This window comes from Pseudarthrobacter sp. MOO14, assembly GCF_058267675.1.
Map to the genome: position 1 here is coordinate 4347883 of NZ_CM177849.1, position 14987 is coordinate 4362869.

Below are 14987 nucleotides of genomic sequence, written 5' to 3' on the forward strand. Positions count from 1 at the left end.
GGCATTTTGCCGGCACCTTGCAGGCCTGCAGTTCCTTGCTACTACGCTACCATTGCGGCAGCGCAAAGGACATGTTTTTGTACCCCCTTATCGCGACACCCGAGCGCTCAGTTGTTTCCTCTTCCAGGTCCCACGGAGCACGTTAGGCCAAGAACTGCAGATGGCAATAACGAGGGACAAGCGTCCCGGCGATGAACTGCCCCCGGCTGGTGCCCATCCAGGTCTTTCACCGGCGAACTTGTCCGATATCCAGTGCCTTCTTACCCGGCGGCTACGTCCGGTACGTCAGTTCCGGTGAGGGCAGTCCAAATTCTCGTTTAAGAGCGGACTGGGCGGCGTACCACCCGCACAGGCCATGGACCGAGGGCCCCGGTGGCGTTGAGGATGAACACAGATAGACACCTTTTGCTGGTGTCCACCAGGGGTCGGATGAAATAACCGGCCTTGTGAGCAGTTGACGGGGCGAAAGCGCACCTGCGGAGAAGTCGCCCCCAACGTAGTTCGGGTTGTACTCGCTGTATTGGTGGGCTGTGATGGAGTGCGTAGCCAGGATGACGTCCCGGAAGCCCGGTGCGAATTGTTCGACCCGCCTGATGATCGTTTCTGTCGAGTCCACGCTCGAGCCCGCAGGGACGTGAGTGTAGGTCCACAGGATGTGGTTCCCGGAGGGGGCACGGCCGCTGTCCAAGGTCGATGGTTGGCATGCAAGGACAAAGGGCTGTCGGGGATACCCTCCGGACGCTAGCTCGGCCTCCGCACGGGACATTTCTCCCCTGGTTCCCCCCAAGTGCACTGTGGGCGCCGCGCCAAGGGCAGGGTTGGCCCACGGTACGGGTTCTGAGAGGGCGAAGTCGACTTTGCTGACCCCGTTCCCGTACCGGAACGAGGCAAGTTTGTGAAGGTAGCTTGTGGGGAGTTCGGCTGCGGCCACTTGGGCAAGCCCCGCTGGGGAGAGGTCCAAGAGGATGGCCCTTGGCCGGGAACCGTCCCGGACTTCAGCCAAGTCGGTGATGGGGGAGCCGAGGACTATCTCTCCACCATGGTTCAGCAGGTCCTCAGCCATGGCGTTAGCGATCGATTGGGATCCGCCTATGGGGAGCGGCCAGCCGCCGGCATGGGCGAGCGCGCCCAACAACATCGCGGTGCCGCTGGTGGCCAGTCCTGGTAGCGACCCTATGCAGTGGGCGCTGACGCCGGTGACCATGGCTGGGGCGATGTCTCCTGTGAAGCGTGCGTTCCACCAGGGCCCGCCCTGTTCCACGGTTCTGGCGGCGTAGAGGAGCGATCCGAGGGGGTCGCGGGGGATACGCAGCAGTTGGTGCATGGCTACGTCAGTGATCCCGTCGACCCTTTGAACGAGGGGTTGGAACAGCCGGAGGTACCGTTCCCCGTCGGGGCCCAGGTCCTCGACGGTTCGGGCGAGGCTGCGGTATGCGATCCCGGCTGTGGCTGCATCCACGGCGTGGGCGTAGGAGATTTCGGGCACGCGCAGTTCGAATGCGCTTTTCAAGTTCAAATGCCTGGAAGTAAGGGCTGGCAAGGGCCATGGGGTGGACAGCTGAACAAACGTCATGGTGGAACCCGGGCAACGTCAGCTCTGCCGTCCGGGCTCCACCCCCGACCGTCTGTGCTCCCTCAATCATCCGTACCTTTAGCCCGGCCCGCGCCAAGGTTACGGCAGCAGCGAGCCCGTTGGGTCCCGCCCCGACAACTACGGCGTCAGGCTTCACGTTGCCCTTCCACGGACGGATTCCTCGTGGCCGCGGGACGGGCCGTGGTCGGGGTTTTTGGGGCTGGGCAGGGGCGTGTCGCTGTGCCTGGCGCGGCCGTGGTGAAGTTGCAGGGCACAGTGGATGAGGGGGAAGTGGCTGAATGCCTGCGGGGTGTTGCCCAGTTGGCGCTGGTTCTTGGGGTCCCATTCTTCGCTGAGCAGGCCGACGTCGTTGCGGAGGCTGAGGAGTCGTTCGAAGAGTTCTTGGGATTCTTCACGGCGGCCAATCCCGAGCAGGGCGTCGACAAGCCAGAAGGAGCAGGCGAGGAAGACGCCTTCGGTTCCTGGTAGGCCGTCGTTGCTCGCTTGTGGGTGGTAGCGGAGGACGAAGCCGTCTTCGGTGAGGTGCTGTTGGATGGCGTCCACGGTGCCGATGACGCGGGGGTGGTCGTGGGGCAGGAATCCTACGCGGGGGATCAGCAGGAGGCTTGCGTCCAGTTCTTTGCTTCCGTAGGACTGGACGAAGGTGTTTCGGTCAGTGTCGAAGCCGTGGGTCATGACATCTTTGTGAATGGTGTCCCGCAAGGCGGACCACCGCTTTTCGGGGCCGGGCAGCCCGGATTGCCGGATTCCTTTGACCATGCGGTCTGCGGCGACCCACGCCATGACTTTTGAGTGAGTGTTTTGGCGGCGGGGGCCGCGCATTTCCCAGAGCCCGTTGTCGGGTTTGTCCCAGGCGCCTTCGAGGTATTCCATGAGGGCGACCTGGATGTCCCAGGAATCGTCTTCAGTGTCCGGGAAGGCGGCACGGGTGAGGGATAGCCCGTCTAGGACCTCACCCCATACATCGAGCTGGAGTTGGGGTGCGGCGGCGTTTCCTGTCCTGACCGGTTTTGAATTTTCGAATCCTGCGAGCCAGGGTAGTTCCGTTTCGGGGAGGCGGCGGGTGCCGTCGATACCGTACATGATCTGCAGGTCGGCGGGGTCCCCGGCGACGGCGCGGAGCAGCCATTCGCGCCAGGCGGCCGCTTCGTCGGTGTAGCCTCCGGCGAGCAGTGACTGAAGTGTCAGGGTCGCGTCGCGGAGCCAGCAGAACCGGTAATCCCAGTTCCTGGATCCGCCGGGTTCCTCTGGCAGGGACGTGGTTGGGGCGGCGACGATGCCGCCCGTGGGAGCGTAGATGAGCCCTTTGAGGGTAATCAATGAGCGTTCGACGGCGTCCTTGTACTTTCCTTCTATCCTGCTGCGGCCGATCCAGTCCTGCCAGAAGTCCTCCGTTACCCGCAACGCCGTGCTCGGGTCGGTTTGGCGCGGGGCTGGTTTGCTGCTGGGAACCCAGGTCAGCACGAAGGGCACTTTTTCACCGGACCGGACGGTGAATTCGCTGACGGTGCGCATGTCCTGGCCTTCGAGGGGGGCCGGCGTGGTGAGGTAAGCGGTATCCGGGCCCGCGACTGCGCTCAGCCCGTGGTCGTTGCGCCGCACCCAGGGCACGATGTGTCCGTAGTCAAAGCGGAGGCACAGTTCCCCGTACATCTGGATTGTGCCGCTGAGCCCTTCGACGATCCGTACCAGGTCGGCGGCGTCATCACGGATCGGCATGAAGTCGGTGACCCTGACGCTTCCGTCGGCTGTTTCCCATTCGGTTTCAAGGATGAGGCTGCCGGGGCGGTACCGGCGGCGTGTGCACTTCTGAGCACCCGCGGGCGCCATGAGCCACCGGCCCGCGGCCGGGGTGTCCAGTAAAGCTGCAAAGCAGGCGGGGGAGTCAAAATTGGGCAGGCACATCCAGTCGATTGACCCGCTGGTACTGACCAACGCGGCCGTGTGCAGGTCACCGACAATGGCGTAGTCACTGATTTCAGGCATTGTTACCCTTCCAGGCCGCACCGTCGAGTGCTTGGAGGGGCAGCACTGGGGTGTGTTTGGCCTCCCGAACGGCCCGGATGGCCATAAGCACCGCCATTACCGCCCCGACAGCAGCCACGACCATACGGGTCCCGCTTGCTGTCCGGGAGATGGTAGCCGGGCGGACGTGCCCGGGCCTGCGGTGGTGGGTGGTCTCGTTGCCCGGTACATCCCAGGAGGCCGGGGAGGGGAAGGTCCCCGCCGGTAGTTTCTCCTGCCGCAGCCGGCGTCGGATGGCAAGCCTGCGACGCACATCGGTGCTTGGGGCGGGCAGGGTATTGTCGGCCGCAACAGCCGTGGGGAGGTCGATAATGTAGGGCTCACCGTAGAACGCGGAGGAAGCCACGGACTCGAGCCAGGTGCCCGGCGGTGTCTGAACGCCGTGGTCTGCGAAGGCCGACCGCAGCCTTTTCAGGATCTCGTCGAGGCTGTTGCCCTGGGCGTCCCTGGTGGCGTCGAAGATGGCCAGCTGGAGCTGCAGTTTGGCATCCGCGGCTGGGTCTGTGGCGCTGGGGTCCTGGCCAGTGGGGTCAGGATTCAGCGGCTCAGGGTTGGCGCGGCCGGCGTTGTTTGGATTGGAGCTCATGGGTTTCCTTTCAGTGGTGGTTCAGCCGCCGACCTGGTCAACGGTGAAGGCTGCCAGGAACCCGACGGCGGCGATGAGGCCGGTGAGCAGGTGGTGTTCCTCGAAGGCTTCGGGGATCATCGTGTCGGCGAGCATGGCGAGGATCGCGCCGGCGGCCACGGCCGTGATGAAGGCGACAACTTCCGGGGGTGCGTCCTGCAGGACCAGGAAGCCAACCAAGGCTGCGAGGCCCGAAACGACAGCAATTCCCACCCACACCCCAAACACATATCTGGCACTCCGGCCGGCCTTTTTCATGCCCGCAGTGCTGGATAGGCCCTCGGGGACGTTAGAGATGAACACGGCCGCCAGCATGGCCGGGCTGACTGCACCGGCGGTCACCAAACCCACGCCCAGAACGACTGATTCCGGGATGCCGTCCAGGAGGGCCCCGATCGCGATGGCGGTCCCGCTGCCCGGCTTTTGCTGCTCGGATGGTTGTTTTCCGCCTGACCGCTTCCGGTGCTTGGCCCCCTTGCGGGCCAGCAGGGCGTTGGCGGCAACGTATACCACGGCGCCGGTGGCGAAACCGCCGATGGTCGGCCACAGCCCACCGCCGTTGACTGCTTCCTGAACCAGCCCAAACGCGAGGGCCGAAATCAGTACGCCGGCACCAAAAGACATCACCGATGACACGACCTTGGACGGGATTTTCCACTTCCACGCCAAGCCGCACCCTACGACCAGGGCACCGCCGGCGATGGTGCCCCACATCCATGCCAGCAACCATGCGGGCATTACACTACCCTTGCCATGAGGCGGGGTGTCGGTTCGGTCAGCAGGATTTTCACAGGCTGAGTCCTCTCCATTGTTGTGAGCATTTAGCAGGCCCTATTTTCGACCTCAACAGGAAGCGCCATCGTGGTGGCCGTGCGGAGGCAGGGCTTCCGCCACCGCCGCTGCTCCGAGCGGGTCCGCGGGCCAGCGGCGGGCCCCTTTGTTGTCTCGGGTGGCTCGGGGAAGATCCCCACGGACGTCACTGCCGATAGGGGCCACTCAAACCGGCCGCTCTGAACGTTCCTGATGAGAGGGTCGATCCCATCGATGGTTTCCGCCAAGGTACCTTTTGCCTGTTGTGTTCCCACAATTTCTCCTCATCCGGGGACTTTCTCGTACTGCTGCTCTGGAATCTTCAAACTTTGCGGGAAAGCAACTATCGGAGGAAACTGGTACTCATGGATACAGCTGGTGGATCTGAATTAGTCCCGGAACCTTCTAGCCGGGAAGTTGAAGCGGTAATGCGGGCCGCGGATACCCTTTTGCGTGTCGTGTCCCGCTCCGTTGCCGAGGTAGAGGACGTGGTCAACACTCCGCAATTGCGGGTCCTGGTCCTCATCCACACGCGGGGACCGCAAAATTTGGGCGGCGTGGCCGCGGAACTGGGTGTGCATGCCTCCAACGCCACGCGCATCTGCGACCGGCTGGTCGCTGCTGACCTGCTCGAGCGGCGGGAAGACCCGGCAGACCGGCGATACATCCGTCTCGAACTGACCACAAAGGGAAAAGCTCTGGTGAACTCCGTGCTCGAGCACCGGCGGCAAGCCATCGCGGAGGTGATTTTGAGGATGCCATTGGGTCGCCGCCCGGCACTGGCTGCTGCGCTGGAGGCTTTCGCGGCGGCCGCCGGTGTCCAAGGCACCACTGACGGCCGCTTTACCCTGGGAGCCAACACGTGAAGTGACGAAGTCCTGGTGCCGCAAGCCATGTCTTCATTCAACCTCAATAATTGCGTGTACGCAATAGTTGGCGAGCTGCTCGCGTCAGTTCTCCAACGCTGCGCGGACCTGGCGGCCCGGTTAGAGCGGCTTGATACCCCACTGACCGGTGTGGGATTGCCCGGGTTCAAGGGTTATCAGGCCCTCACCGGAGTTAAAAGCGTCCGGGGCGCACGTCATTGGTTCAACCCCCAGCCCGCTCCGACGCCTGCCCGGCTGGGGGAGTGTGTCCCCGGTGAAGATTTCCAGGTACGGATAGGACCCGTCCACCCACAGCTCAACCCCTCCGGAGTTATCCGGGCGCCGGAGTTTCACCCGGGCCCGCCCGTCAGCGTTACGGACCAGGTCGGTGTAGGCGACGTCGATGTGCCGCCCGCCAAGTTGTTGGAGTTCCCGCAGGTCATACTCGGTGCCCTCAACCCGCTCGCGACCAGTGGGTATGCCACGCTCGTCCACGGGCAGGAAGGTGCGCCCGGGCACCTGGACCAACGCGGCATTGATGGCCCCGGGAGCGCTGACACCGGTGCTGAGGTAAGGATGCGCCCCTGTCCCGTAGGGGCACCGCGACGCACTTCGGTTCATGGCCGTGGTCCGCACGGTCAACCCGTCATGGCCAAGCTGGTAGTCCAGGCGGCAGTCGAGCACCCAGGGCCAGCCCTGGCAAGAGTGGAGCGTGTAGGTGAAGGAGATGGAGTCCTCAGTGTGCTCCACAGCCGGGGCCTCCCAGTTCCGCCAACGCGTGAGCCCGTGGATGGCGCCGCCCTTGTCCGGCTCGCTCAGGTCAAGCTGCAGCCGCTGGCCCTCCCACTCGTAACTGCCGCCCTGGATGCGGTTGGGCCAGGGAATCAGGGATTGGCCCCGGGCGCCCGTGCACATCTCCTCGGGCCCATACCCGTCCAGCAGAGGCCGGCCGTCCAGCAGGTAATCCCGCAAGGCGCCCCCGACTTCGGTCACCACGACTATTTGTCGTTCAAAAGAAAGTTCATACTGACGTCCCGAGGGGAGGCAATGGCCGGTCCCGCCGCCCCACGGGGTCCTCTCACTCATGGCTGAGGCTTCCATCCGTGCCATGGGTGACATCGAGGACGACTTTGACGTCGTCGGGCCGGTGTTTGAAGGCGTCCGCGAAGCTGGCCAGTGGAATCCTGCGGCTGATGAGGCGGCGTAGCCAGTCATGGTCCGCCGCCGCCAGTGCCTGCGCGGCCGCGTCGTAGTGGCGGCGGTTGGCGTTGACGCTGCCGAACACCACGCCGTTCATCAGCACTTCCTCACGGTTGAGCGCACCCACGTCCACCCCTGTTTGCTTGCCCGTTCCGGACACGCCGGTCAGGCAGGTGACGGCGTCCTGGGCCCGGCATGTCAGGGCCTCCAGCACGACTGGAGTGACGCCGGTGCATTCCACCAGGACGTTGGGCTTGATTCCGGAATCCGGCAGCGGTTCGCTGTGGTAGGTGGCGCCCAGGTCCCGGACAAGCTGCGGTTTGGGTCCGTCCGTGACGACGTCGAAGACGTGGACGTCCAGGCCCTGCTGGACTCCCAGCAGGGCGGCGAGCAGCCCAACGGGCCCCGCGCCGGTCACCACGGCTGTATGGGGATCGAAAAAGGCCCGCTTCCCGATCCGGTTGATCTGTTCCCAGGCCTTGGCGACGATGGTGGTGGGCTCCAGCAGGACGCCCACGTCCTCCAGGTCGGGGTCCAGTTTCACCATTGCCTCCGCATCCGCCCGCCAATGTTCCCGGGCAAAACCGTCGAGGCCCTTGATGCCGTGCTCGGTGTAGTTGCCGTTGAGGCACATGTCCCATTCCCCGGCGGCGCAGGCTTTACAGGGCTCCGGGTCCGGCCTGCCGACGATGCCCACCACCAGGTCACCCTTGGCCAGTCCGGAGTCCGGGGGAGCGTCCAGCACCCGGCCCAGGTTCTCGTGCCCCAGCACCAGGTAGTCCTGGCCCGGGGGGCCTCACCGTAATCCGCGGCGATGATTTCGCTGTCGGTTCCGCACAGGCCCACGGCCAGCGCCTCCACCAGCACCTCGCCCTCCCCGGTGGCCGGCTCCGGAACATCGCGCAGTTTGAGTGAATCTTTTTCCCCGGGAGTAACTGTCAACGCACGCATAACTTCTTCTCCTCAAATCAGAAACCGGTCCCCTTGGCAAGCTTCCCGCACTAGTTGCGTTTATGCAACGGTATGGGATATGAAGGGGCCAGCTGGTTTCCGGGATGGGGCATTGTGCAGTAAAGCGGCTGGCTCCACAGTGAACCTTATTCGCGGGCCGATTGAGGAACCTACGACGTCACAGACCGCCGGCTTCACCCTCGCGACAGGCATAGTAGGGGCCTTTTGGACAGCGTCGGGCTACGTGAGCGCTTTCGCTCGTGCCATGAACCGGATCTATGAAGTCGATGAAGGCAGGAGCTCGATCAGGTTCCGGGCCACGATGCTGGGCGTGACGATTCTTGCCGTGGTTATCGTCGCGATGCTCGCAGCCCTGCTCGTGCTCAGCGGACCAGTAGCCGAGGCCATGGGCCGTCTGCTGGGACTTGGCGGCCTGTTCCTGACCGTGTGGAATATTGCGAAGTGGCCAGTCATCATCTTGCTGGTTATCGTCATCGTCGCGGTTCTTTACTACGTGACCCCAAACGTGCACCAGCCCCGGTTCCGCTGGTTGAGCCCGGGGTCCTTCCTCGCGCTGGTGGCCTTCGTGCTGGCATCGGTGGTTTTCAGTGCCTACGTCGCCAACTTCGGCAATTACAACAAGACGTATGGCGCCATCGGAGGCGTCATCATTATGCTGCTGTGGCTGTGGATTCTGAATGTTTCACTGCTTTTCGGAGCCGAGTTCGATGCCGAGACCGAGCGGGGCAGGGAATTGCAGGGCGGCTTCAAAGCCGAAGTAACTATCCAGTTGCCGCCAAGGGACACAAAGAAGAGCGACAAACTGCACCGGCAGGAGGAAGAAGAAATCCGGCGCGGACGCAAGATCCGGGAAAGAATCAGCTCCCGTGAGGGACTTGCCGCAGACAGGTCCTAAGTGGGTCTGGCTCCCCAAGGGCTTCAGTCGGGCAGTGGGAGTTCCGGGAAGGCTTGTTGTCAGCCCACGCACCTTCACCCTTTGCCACTGACAAACTGACTTTCCCCGGCCGTAGCGTTCTCCCGGTCCCTGACATCGTGTGCCACCCGGCGAGACTCCTTGTCCAGGCAGGCGAAACCCTGGGGACCACGGGCCGTCCGGGTCACCTCCCGTAGGCGTCCGGCGGCCGGTGAAGCCGTGGATCAGCCTCGAGGAGCGATCACTCTGTATGTTCAGGACCTGGCCGCCCACCGCGGCTAACATCCAGCAGGATCACGACTGCGAGGAGAACGACGGAGAGGGAAACGGAGGCCACCGTGTCGGTGAACCAGTGGTAGCCGAGGTAAATACGGCTTGCTGCTTCCACTATTATGCCAGCGGCAGCGGCGCCGAAAGCCGCGATCAGGGCAGTTCTGCGGGAGGAACGTGAGAAGACCAAATAAGCTCCGATGAGCAGGAAGTTCGAGGCACCCACGACATGTCCCGAGGGAAAGGATGATGTGGCATCGGCGCCAAGCATCATAAATTCGGCCGGGGGCCGGGAACGTCTCACCACGTGGGCTATGACCTCAGTGAGGACTACCCCGGTGATCATCGCCCCGGCCAGCAGTATCGGGCGCCACAGACGACGGGTCACCAGGGCCCACGCAACGACGGCTACTAAAGTGATCACGGGAAGCGCCGCGGGTCCGAAAACGAAAGCAAATCCGGCCAGCACAAATGTGGCTGTACCCGTGCGGTGATGGATAGACCAGTCAGTCAGAGGTCCGTCGACGCTTGCGAGCCCGCTGCCCGTCAACACGTCCGCAAGGGTCAGTACAAACGTGGACATACCAGCCAGGAGAAGGCTTAGCGACACCGCGTGAAGAACCAGGAACCGGCCTGTGGAGACCTTTTTGCCGGCACCTAAGTGGAAACGTTCTTGCCTGCTCTGCGCGACAGGCCCACGACCACCGCTCATTGCGCGGCTCGATCAAGCTGCTGGGGTGGCTGGATCAGGCCCCTGAAGGTCTCATGGTTGTGGTCCGGCGCCGTCAGGAACGTCACTGCTTCATCCCTCGCATTCGATGCAATAGACGTGTCCGTCTTTCTCCTTGGCCAGCTGGGACCGGTGGTGAACCAGGAAGCAGGAGGAGCAGACGAATTCATCCTTCTTTTGGGGGACGACTTCCACGATGAGCTCTTCGCCGATGAAGTCGCCGGGCAGATCGACTCCGTCGACGGTGTCGGCCTCGTCGAGCTCCTTCACGACGCTGCGTGCGTCGGGGGTGTTTTCTGTCCGGAGCGCCTCCAAGGAACTTTCCTGGGACTCTTTTAGCTCAGGGCGCACTTCGTCGTAATCGCTGGCCATGGCGGGTAGTCATTCCTCCTCGTTTTTGTTCTCCTGGTTGACGTGCCGCTCTTCTTTGCCGGGCGGCTCTTCGGATTGTGCTTCGATGTGCTTGCGCTGCCGCTCGAGTTCGTCTTCGCTCTCGTCTCCAGCTTCGTAGAGTTTGGAGTTGGTGACCCGAAGCTCGTGCATTATGGCATCAAGTTTGAGGTGCAACGCGGCGGAGTCACGGTTCTGGGTGTTCTGGATGATGAACACCATCAGGAACGTCACGATCGTCGTGCCCGTGTTGATCACCAGCTGCCAGGTATTGGAGAAACCCAGCAGCGGCCCGGTGCAGGCCCACAGCACCAGAACGGCGACGGCCGCAGCGAAGATCCATGCATGACCCAGGACCATTGCCGTCCTGGAGGTGAATCTGGTGAAGAAGCCGGTCCCTTCGCCACTGCTTTTATCGGTAGTCATGGTCCCATCCCCATCCTTGTATGACTCGTGCCCCTGTCCTGCGCACCTACTCGATCGTCACTTACCGCCCGCCCGGTAAGCCGACACGGTGCGCTCTGTGTACCTGCGGCCGGCCGATGGGGGTCCCTGATCGAAGTTCTCCCGCGGCAAAAGCCAGGGCGATGGCCGCATTGGCGACCACGGCGTGCCGCCGTCGCCGGTCCACTGCTGCCAGGCCTAACATCGTCAAGGCGTGAAGGGCATCGGCCCCGGCGCTGATCCAGTGCAGGCCAGCCCCGGCACCGAAGATGGTGGTGGCGGCGGCCCGCAGTAGGTGCCGTGCCCCCAGGACTCGGATGAACGTGCAGGATTGGGCATCGGGGGCGCGTGCGATCAGGAGGCATTCCGCCGCTCCAGGGGCCAGGAGCTCCGCGCTGCCCTGACCACTTCCAAGTGTCTCACCGGCCATCCTTTCGAGTCAGGGCTGCCGCAACGCCTGCATTCACGGAGAGGGCTCCCGAGCCCGGCCGCGATGAAGCCGTGATACTGGGAGGCAACCAGCTTGGGGCCTTCTTCCTGCTCGACCAGCACAGCGGCAGCGTCAGGCTCGTGCGGGCTTGCGTCGAGCTGGATGGCCAATGCCTTCCCGCTTGCGGCTTCAACCTCTGCCGCTGCCCCGGCAAGTCCTGCCTTTGTCGTGCCAGTAGGGCCACAGGGCCGCCCCGCCGCCACAAAGCGAACGCCGAGACCCTTCGATCCCCCCCCGGTGGTTCCTGTCACGAGGACAACTCTGCGTGCTGTTTCCATCCGGATCTCTCCTCGGGCTTTCAGCGGAAGTGATAGAGAGCTTAGCGCAATAGTTACCTAACCGCAAGGGCTAGCCGTCGCGCAGCTTTACTTGGCAAATTCCGCTATTGGACCTCTGGGCGGCGGGGGGCCGTAACCCTTCGAGGGACTGAGAGTTCTAATCGTTTGCGGCACTCCTAGGAACTCAAGTTGTCAGGCCGAAGCGGATGGGAAAGCCCGTCTGATTGTGAGCTTGCTTGCGCTGACACAAATATCCCGGTTCCATGAAGGGATGGATACCTATAGCAGTGAATCAACGTCCGAAAGAGTTGCCGGCGGGGATTTTGCGGGGCTGGTCGCTACGGGAGCGATGAGCGCGCTGCTCGTTGCCGCCGACGTCACCGGCGTGATGAACTACGAGCCGCCCCGGAGGATCATCGATAAGTTTTTCCCCCGGTTTCCGCTGCCCCTCAGGGACGCTGCCGCCGTCCTCGCCCATTTCGGGTACGGGGTAACCGGTGGGTGTCTTTATGCCGTGGTACGCAAGCAGCACTCCACCCGGGACGCGGGCCTCGCTTACGGTGCATTTGTGTGGGCGGTGGGCTACGAGGGCTGGTTGCCGGCGATGGGAATACTGCCCCCTGCACACCGGGACAAGACCGGCAGGGCGCTGACGATGCTGGCCGCCCATCTGCTCTACGGCGCCGTCTTGGGCAAAACCCTTGGCAGGCGGGCCCGGGCGGAGCGTGTCCCTGCTGAGCCGGGTGGCGGGTCGGCGTCTTCAGGCAATGTGGACACCGTTGATCTTCCGTCCCGGCTGCCGGAAGCGTACGTCTCCTACCTTGCCCCCAAGGATCCTGCCTTCACCGCGACAGTATTGCCGGTGCTGGAACAATCGGCAGCAACGCAGGAACATGGCGTTCACGTGCGTTTCGTCCCGGGAGGGGTGCAGGCACTCGTGGATCCCGCCGTTCCCTATCCTCAGATCACCGAAGGCGTTGACTAGGACATTTTCCCCGGCCCTGTCGCCCCGGCCGTCTGGGTGCTGCCCACAGCCGCCTCCAGCGCAACATTGATGGCGGCGGTGTGGGGAACCGGCGGCCAGGGTATTGCGGAGCTGCGGCGTTCATGAGGTGGGCCCATTGAGTGCCGGCATGTTAGCCCCGTTCAGTCCGGTGTAGTACGTCCCGCTGATGGTGATGTTCTCGTTCGCCCACTCCGGTCCGAATTCCGCCGTAGGCCCCGTTGCCAAAATAGACCAGGTTCAGGTAATCCTGCAGGATATGGTCTTTGGAGTATTTCTCCTCAAGCCCGATAGCAAGCTTCATTTCCCGAAGCTTGTCGCCGATGCTTCGGGAGGCGTCGGTCGTGGCGACGTCTGCGCTGCTGCCGCCGGTTGCAGGTGACAAGATGAGGACGTTCTTGATGTACTGCTGGGTGATTGTCGATGCGCCCTGCCTGCCGCCCCTGGCGTTCACGTAGAGCGCGCGCAGGATACCGGTGAGGTCAACCCCGCCGTGGTCGTAGAAACGTGCGTCCTCGATCGCCACTACCCCGTCACGGATGAACGATGACATTCGTTCCAGGCCAACCGGGGCCCGGTTCTGGGCGTAAAAAGTGGCGATCACCGACCCGTCTTTCGCCAGGAGCTGGGATGTCCTGGACGGCGGCTCCAGGTCCAGGTTCGAGGGGAGTTGATCGAAGAACCTAATGGATGCCCCTGCCGCCGTCGAACTCAACGCCGCGGCCGGGGCCAGGAGTCCGGCGATCAGGAAGCCGCCAATAACGCTGGCGGCGATGAAGGCTACGGAGTTCTTCCACAGAGTGTATTTGATGCAGCATGCAAGACTTCCTTCGTTCGTGCCGCACGCCAGAGGTAAGCCTGTTAAGCACTGCCGGGGCATGCCAGGAGGCGGTCGAAATGCCGCCGCGGTTGAAGATGGCACCACCTTTCGAATAGTTACCAATTAGCAAATAACCCTTTCGCCTCGCATCTAGCGCCGACGCCGCGAGGGGTCACAGGAGTGCAACAATCCTGCAAAGGAGTGATCAGGGCGGTGACGATTCGTTGCATGTTCGCAAGTGATGCGCCAGACTGACGTGAAGGCCAGTTCGTCAGGGAACGGACATGTCAGGACCAGTCGAGAAGTCTGCGGCTGTGGGTGTGGCGGGCGATACGCAGCTTGCAGGGAGGCAGACGTGGATTTGCGACTCATCATCGAAACTGCCGGGCGATACCTGGACTTTGCCGGAGTGGCCGTCATGGTCATCGGCGCCGTGGTCTCCGCGCCGCTGGCCGTACGCCGCCGAAACCTCCAGGAAGGCAGCCGTCGTCCAAGCCGGTCGCTCTACCGGGAATACGGGCAGTTGCTCGGGCGGTCCATCCTTCTTGGCCTTGAACTGCTGGTCGCCGCAGACATCATCCGCACCGTGGCCGTGACGCCCACCTTCACCAGTGTGGGAGTCCTGGCCGTGATCGTTGTCATCCGAACATTCCTAAGCTTCTCCCTGGAGCTGGAAATCACGGGCCGATGGCCCTGGCAAAAAGACACCGAGGCGGTTCCCGCCATCGGCTCAGCCTGAGATGAGGCACCGATGCCGAATCTGCCTGCTTCCTGTCCGGGACCATCACCACCTGCCGGCAGGGGGATGACCCGTGGCCCGTCCGCGACCTGGGATATGGACCCGGGGGTGGTAGGCGTCCGCGGCCATACTTTTTGGTTAGGGACCATGAGCGCCGACAATCACGACGACGACTTTTCAGCCGGCTGTCCGGGCTGGTCACGGAATCATCAGCAGGCATTAAGCATTATCTGGATGCCATGACGGGCGTCGGCGCCACGAGGATGAGCCGCCTGACAGGAGGACGCGTTGAATGCGCTGTTAAGCTTCGCAAGCGTAATTGGCACGACGATCGCCGGGAGCAGCGATGATGCTGTTCTGCTGGACCGTGCGGAACACCGCCTACGCCAATGCCAAACTGCGCGTTTCCTCCCACCGCGAAGCCGAAGAGGCTCCGCCCTCCGCCACGCCAAGTCAACCGCAGTGCAACGGGACGCACCGACAAACCCTAGACCCGTGGACCTTGTACTGATCCGTAGTTGCCACCGCCGGCGTAATTACTTGATGCGCTCGTTGGCGGGCCAGGGCTCTACCGGTCAATGACGGGCGGCGCCCACCACCTACACCTCACGGGGAGAGGCCACTATGAATACAAAAATCACCACCGGCGACGAGACGAAAACAGGCTGTGACGAGTCATGAAACAACGCCGGCCGGAAGGCATCAAAGCCCTGTCCACCGATCCACAGCTTCTACGGATGCTCACAACACACACCCACTGCGGTGAGCCAATGACGACCTCGCGCCAGGGACCCCTTGGGGAAAGCGGCACCAGCACC

Annotated in this window: 14 protein-coding genes and 1 pseudogene; 4 read left to right on the forward strand and 11 right to left on the reverse strand. The window is 63.2% G+C overall.

The window, feature by feature from the left end; all coding sequences use genetic code 11:
• Nucleotides 1-271 precede the first annotated feature (271 nt).
• From AC4EEV_RS19950 to AC4EEV_RS19970, 5 genes and pseudogenes are all read right to left on the reverse strand, one after another.
• Nucleotides 272-1510, reverse strand: coding sequence for a phytoene desaturase family protein (locus tag AC4EEV_RS19950; protein WP_491330932.1), 1239 nt, complete (start codon nt 1508-1510; stop codon nt 272-274).
• A gap of 100 nt (nt 1511-1610) precedes the next feature.
• Nucleotides 1611-1730 (reverse strand): annotated as a pseudogene (locus tag AC4EEV_RS19955) (NAD(P)-binding protein); the annotation flags it as partial.
• Complete coding sequence (locus tag AC4EEV_RS19960) at nt 1727-3580, reverse strand: glycoside hydrolase family 15 protein (protein WP_491329807.1); 1854 nt, start codon at nt 3578-3580, stop codon at nt 1727-1729. The gene AC4EEV_RS19960 and the pseudogene AC4EEV_RS19955, both read right to left, overlap by 4 nt.
• A complete protein-coding gene (locus AC4EEV_RS19965; protein ID WP_491329808.1) occupies nt 3573-4205 on the reverse strand; it encodes a hypothetical protein in 633 nt (210 codons plus the stop codon). The genes AC4EEV_RS19960 and AC4EEV_RS19965 overlap by 8 nt, the downstream gene beginning before the upstream one ends.
• 21 nt (nt 4206-4226) lie before the next feature.
• Entirely contained in the window at nt 4227-4982 is a 756-nt protein-coding gene (locus AC4EEV_RS19970) for a ZIP family metal transporter (protein WP_491329809.1), read from the reverse strand.
• Between the two features lie 530 nt (nt 4983-5512).
• Between AC4EEV_RS19970 and AC4EEV_RS19975 the strand changes: the two genes are divergently transcribed.
• A complete protein-coding gene (locus tag AC4EEV_RS19975; protein WP_285244056.1) occupies nt 5513-5920 on the forward strand; it encodes a MarR family transcriptional regulator in 408 nt (135 codons plus the stop codon).
• Nucleotides 5921-6040: 120 nt separating this feature from the next.
• Here the strand turns inward: AC4EEV_RS19975 and AC4EEV_RS19980 are convergent, their stop codons facing one another.
• Together AC4EEV_RS19980 and AC4EEV_RS19985 are read right to left on the reverse strand one after the other, a co-directional pair.
• A complete protein-coding gene (locus AC4EEV_RS19980) occupies nt 6041-6913 on the reverse strand; it encodes an aldose 1-epimerase family protein (RefSeq protein WP_491329810.1) in 873 nt (290 codons plus the stop codon).
• A gap of 85 nt (nt 6914-6998) precedes the next feature.
• A complete protein-coding gene (locus AC4EEV_RS19985) occupies nt 6999-7892 on the reverse strand; it encodes an MDR/zinc-dependent alcohol dehydrogenase-like family protein (RefSeq protein WP_491329811.1) in 894 nt (297 codons plus the stop codon).
• Nucleotides 7893-8150: 258 nt separating this feature from the next.
• Here AC4EEV_RS19985 and AC4EEV_RS19990 point away from each other — a divergent pair, with 258 nt between their 5' ends.
• Nucleotides 8151-8987, forward strand: a complete 837-nt coding sequence (locus AC4EEV_RS19990) for a YihY/virulence factor BrkB family protein (protein ID WP_491329812.1) — start codon at nt 8151-8153, stop codon at nt 8985-8987.
• Between the two features lie 259 nt (nt 8988-9246).
• On the opposite strand, the gene AC4EEV_RS19995 is transcribed toward AC4EEV_RS19990, so the two are convergent.
• The 3 genes from AC4EEV_RS19995 to AC4EEV_RS20005 form a co-directional block, all read right to left on the reverse strand.
• Nucleotides 9247-9858, reverse strand: a complete 612-nt coding sequence (locus tag AC4EEV_RS19995; protein ID WP_491329813.1) for a phosphatase PAP2 family protein — start codon at nt 9856-9858, stop codon at nt 9247-9249.
• A gap of 219 nt (nt 9859-10077) precedes the next feature.
• Nucleotides 10078-10377 carry a DUF4193 domain-containing protein gene (locus AC4EEV_RS20000; protein ID WP_463960768.1) on the reverse strand — a complete coding sequence of 100 codons (300 nt, stop codon included), beginning with the start codon at nt 10375-10377 and terminating at the stop codon, nt 10078-10080.
• 9 nt (nt 10378-10386) lie between these two features.
• Nucleotides 10387-10821 (reverse strand): low affinity iron permease family protein, encoded by a 435-nt coding sequence (locus AC4EEV_RS20005; RefSeq protein ID WP_491329814.1) that lies wholly within the window; start codon nt 10819-10821, stop codon nt 10387-10389.
• A 1057-nt stretch (nt 10822-11878) separates the two neighbouring features.
• Between AC4EEV_RS20005 and AC4EEV_RS20010 the strand changes: the two genes are divergently transcribed.
• Nucleotides 11879-12592, forward strand: coding sequence for a DUF6789 family protein (locus tag AC4EEV_RS20010; protein ID WP_491329815.1), 714 nt, complete (start codon nt 11879-11881; stop codon nt 12590-12592).
• A gap of 151 nt (nt 12593-12743) precedes the next feature.
• Here the strand turns inward: AC4EEV_RS20010 and AC4EEV_RS20015 are convergent, their stop codons facing one another.
• Nucleotides 12744-13532, reverse strand: coding sequence for a transglycosylase domain-containing protein (locus tag AC4EEV_RS20015; RefSeq protein ID WP_491329816.1), 789 nt, complete (start codon nt 13530-13532; stop codon nt 12744-12746).
• A 253-nt stretch (nt 13533-13785) separates the two neighbouring features.
• Between AC4EEV_RS20015 and AC4EEV_RS20020 the strand changes: the two genes are divergently transcribed.
• Nucleotides 13786-14169, forward strand: a complete 384-nt coding sequence (locus AC4EEV_RS20020; RefSeq protein WP_491329817.1) for a DUF1622 domain-containing protein — start codon at nt 13786-13788, stop codon at nt 14167-14169.
• The last annotated feature ends 818 nt before the right edge of the window (nt 14170-14987 follow it).

What these genes read in the sequence shown, in the direction of transcription:
- AC4EEV_RS19960 (WP_491329807.1), bottom strand. Translation starts at nt 3,580, where the DNA reads ATGCCTGAAATCAGTGACTACGCCATTGTCGGTGACCTGCACACGGCC.
- AC4EEV_RS19965 (WP_491329808.1), bottom strand. Translation starts at nt 4,205, where the DNA reads ATGAGCTCCAATCCAAACAACGCCGGCCGCGCCAACCCTGAGCCGCTG.
- AC4EEV_RS19970 (WP_491329809.1), bottom strand. Translation starts at nt 4,982, where the DNA reads ATGCCCGCATGGTTGCTGGCATGGATGTGGGGCACCATCGCCGGCGGT.
- AC4EEV_RS19990 (WP_491329812.1), top strand. Translation starts at nt 8,151, where the DNA reads ATGAAGGGGCCAGCTGGTTTCCGGGATGGGGCATTGTGCAGTAAAGCG.
- AC4EEV_RS19995 (WP_491329813.1), bottom strand. Translation starts at nt 9,858, where the DNA reads ATGTCCACGTTTGTACTGACCCTTGCGGACGTGTTGACGGGCAGCGGG.
- AC4EEV_RS20000 (WP_463960768.1), bottom strand. Translation starts at nt 10,377, where the DNA reads ATGGCCAGCGATTACGACGAAGTGCGCCCTGAGCTAAAAGAGTCCCAG.
- AC4EEV_RS20005 (WP_491329814.1), bottom strand. Translation starts at nt 10,821, where the DNA reads ATGACTACCGATAAAAGCAGTGGCGAAGGGACCGGCTTCTTCACCAGA.
- AC4EEV_RS20010 (WP_491329815.1), top strand. Translation starts at nt 11,879, where the DNA reads ATGGATACCTATAGCAGTGAATCAACGTCCGAAAGAGTTGCCGGCGGG.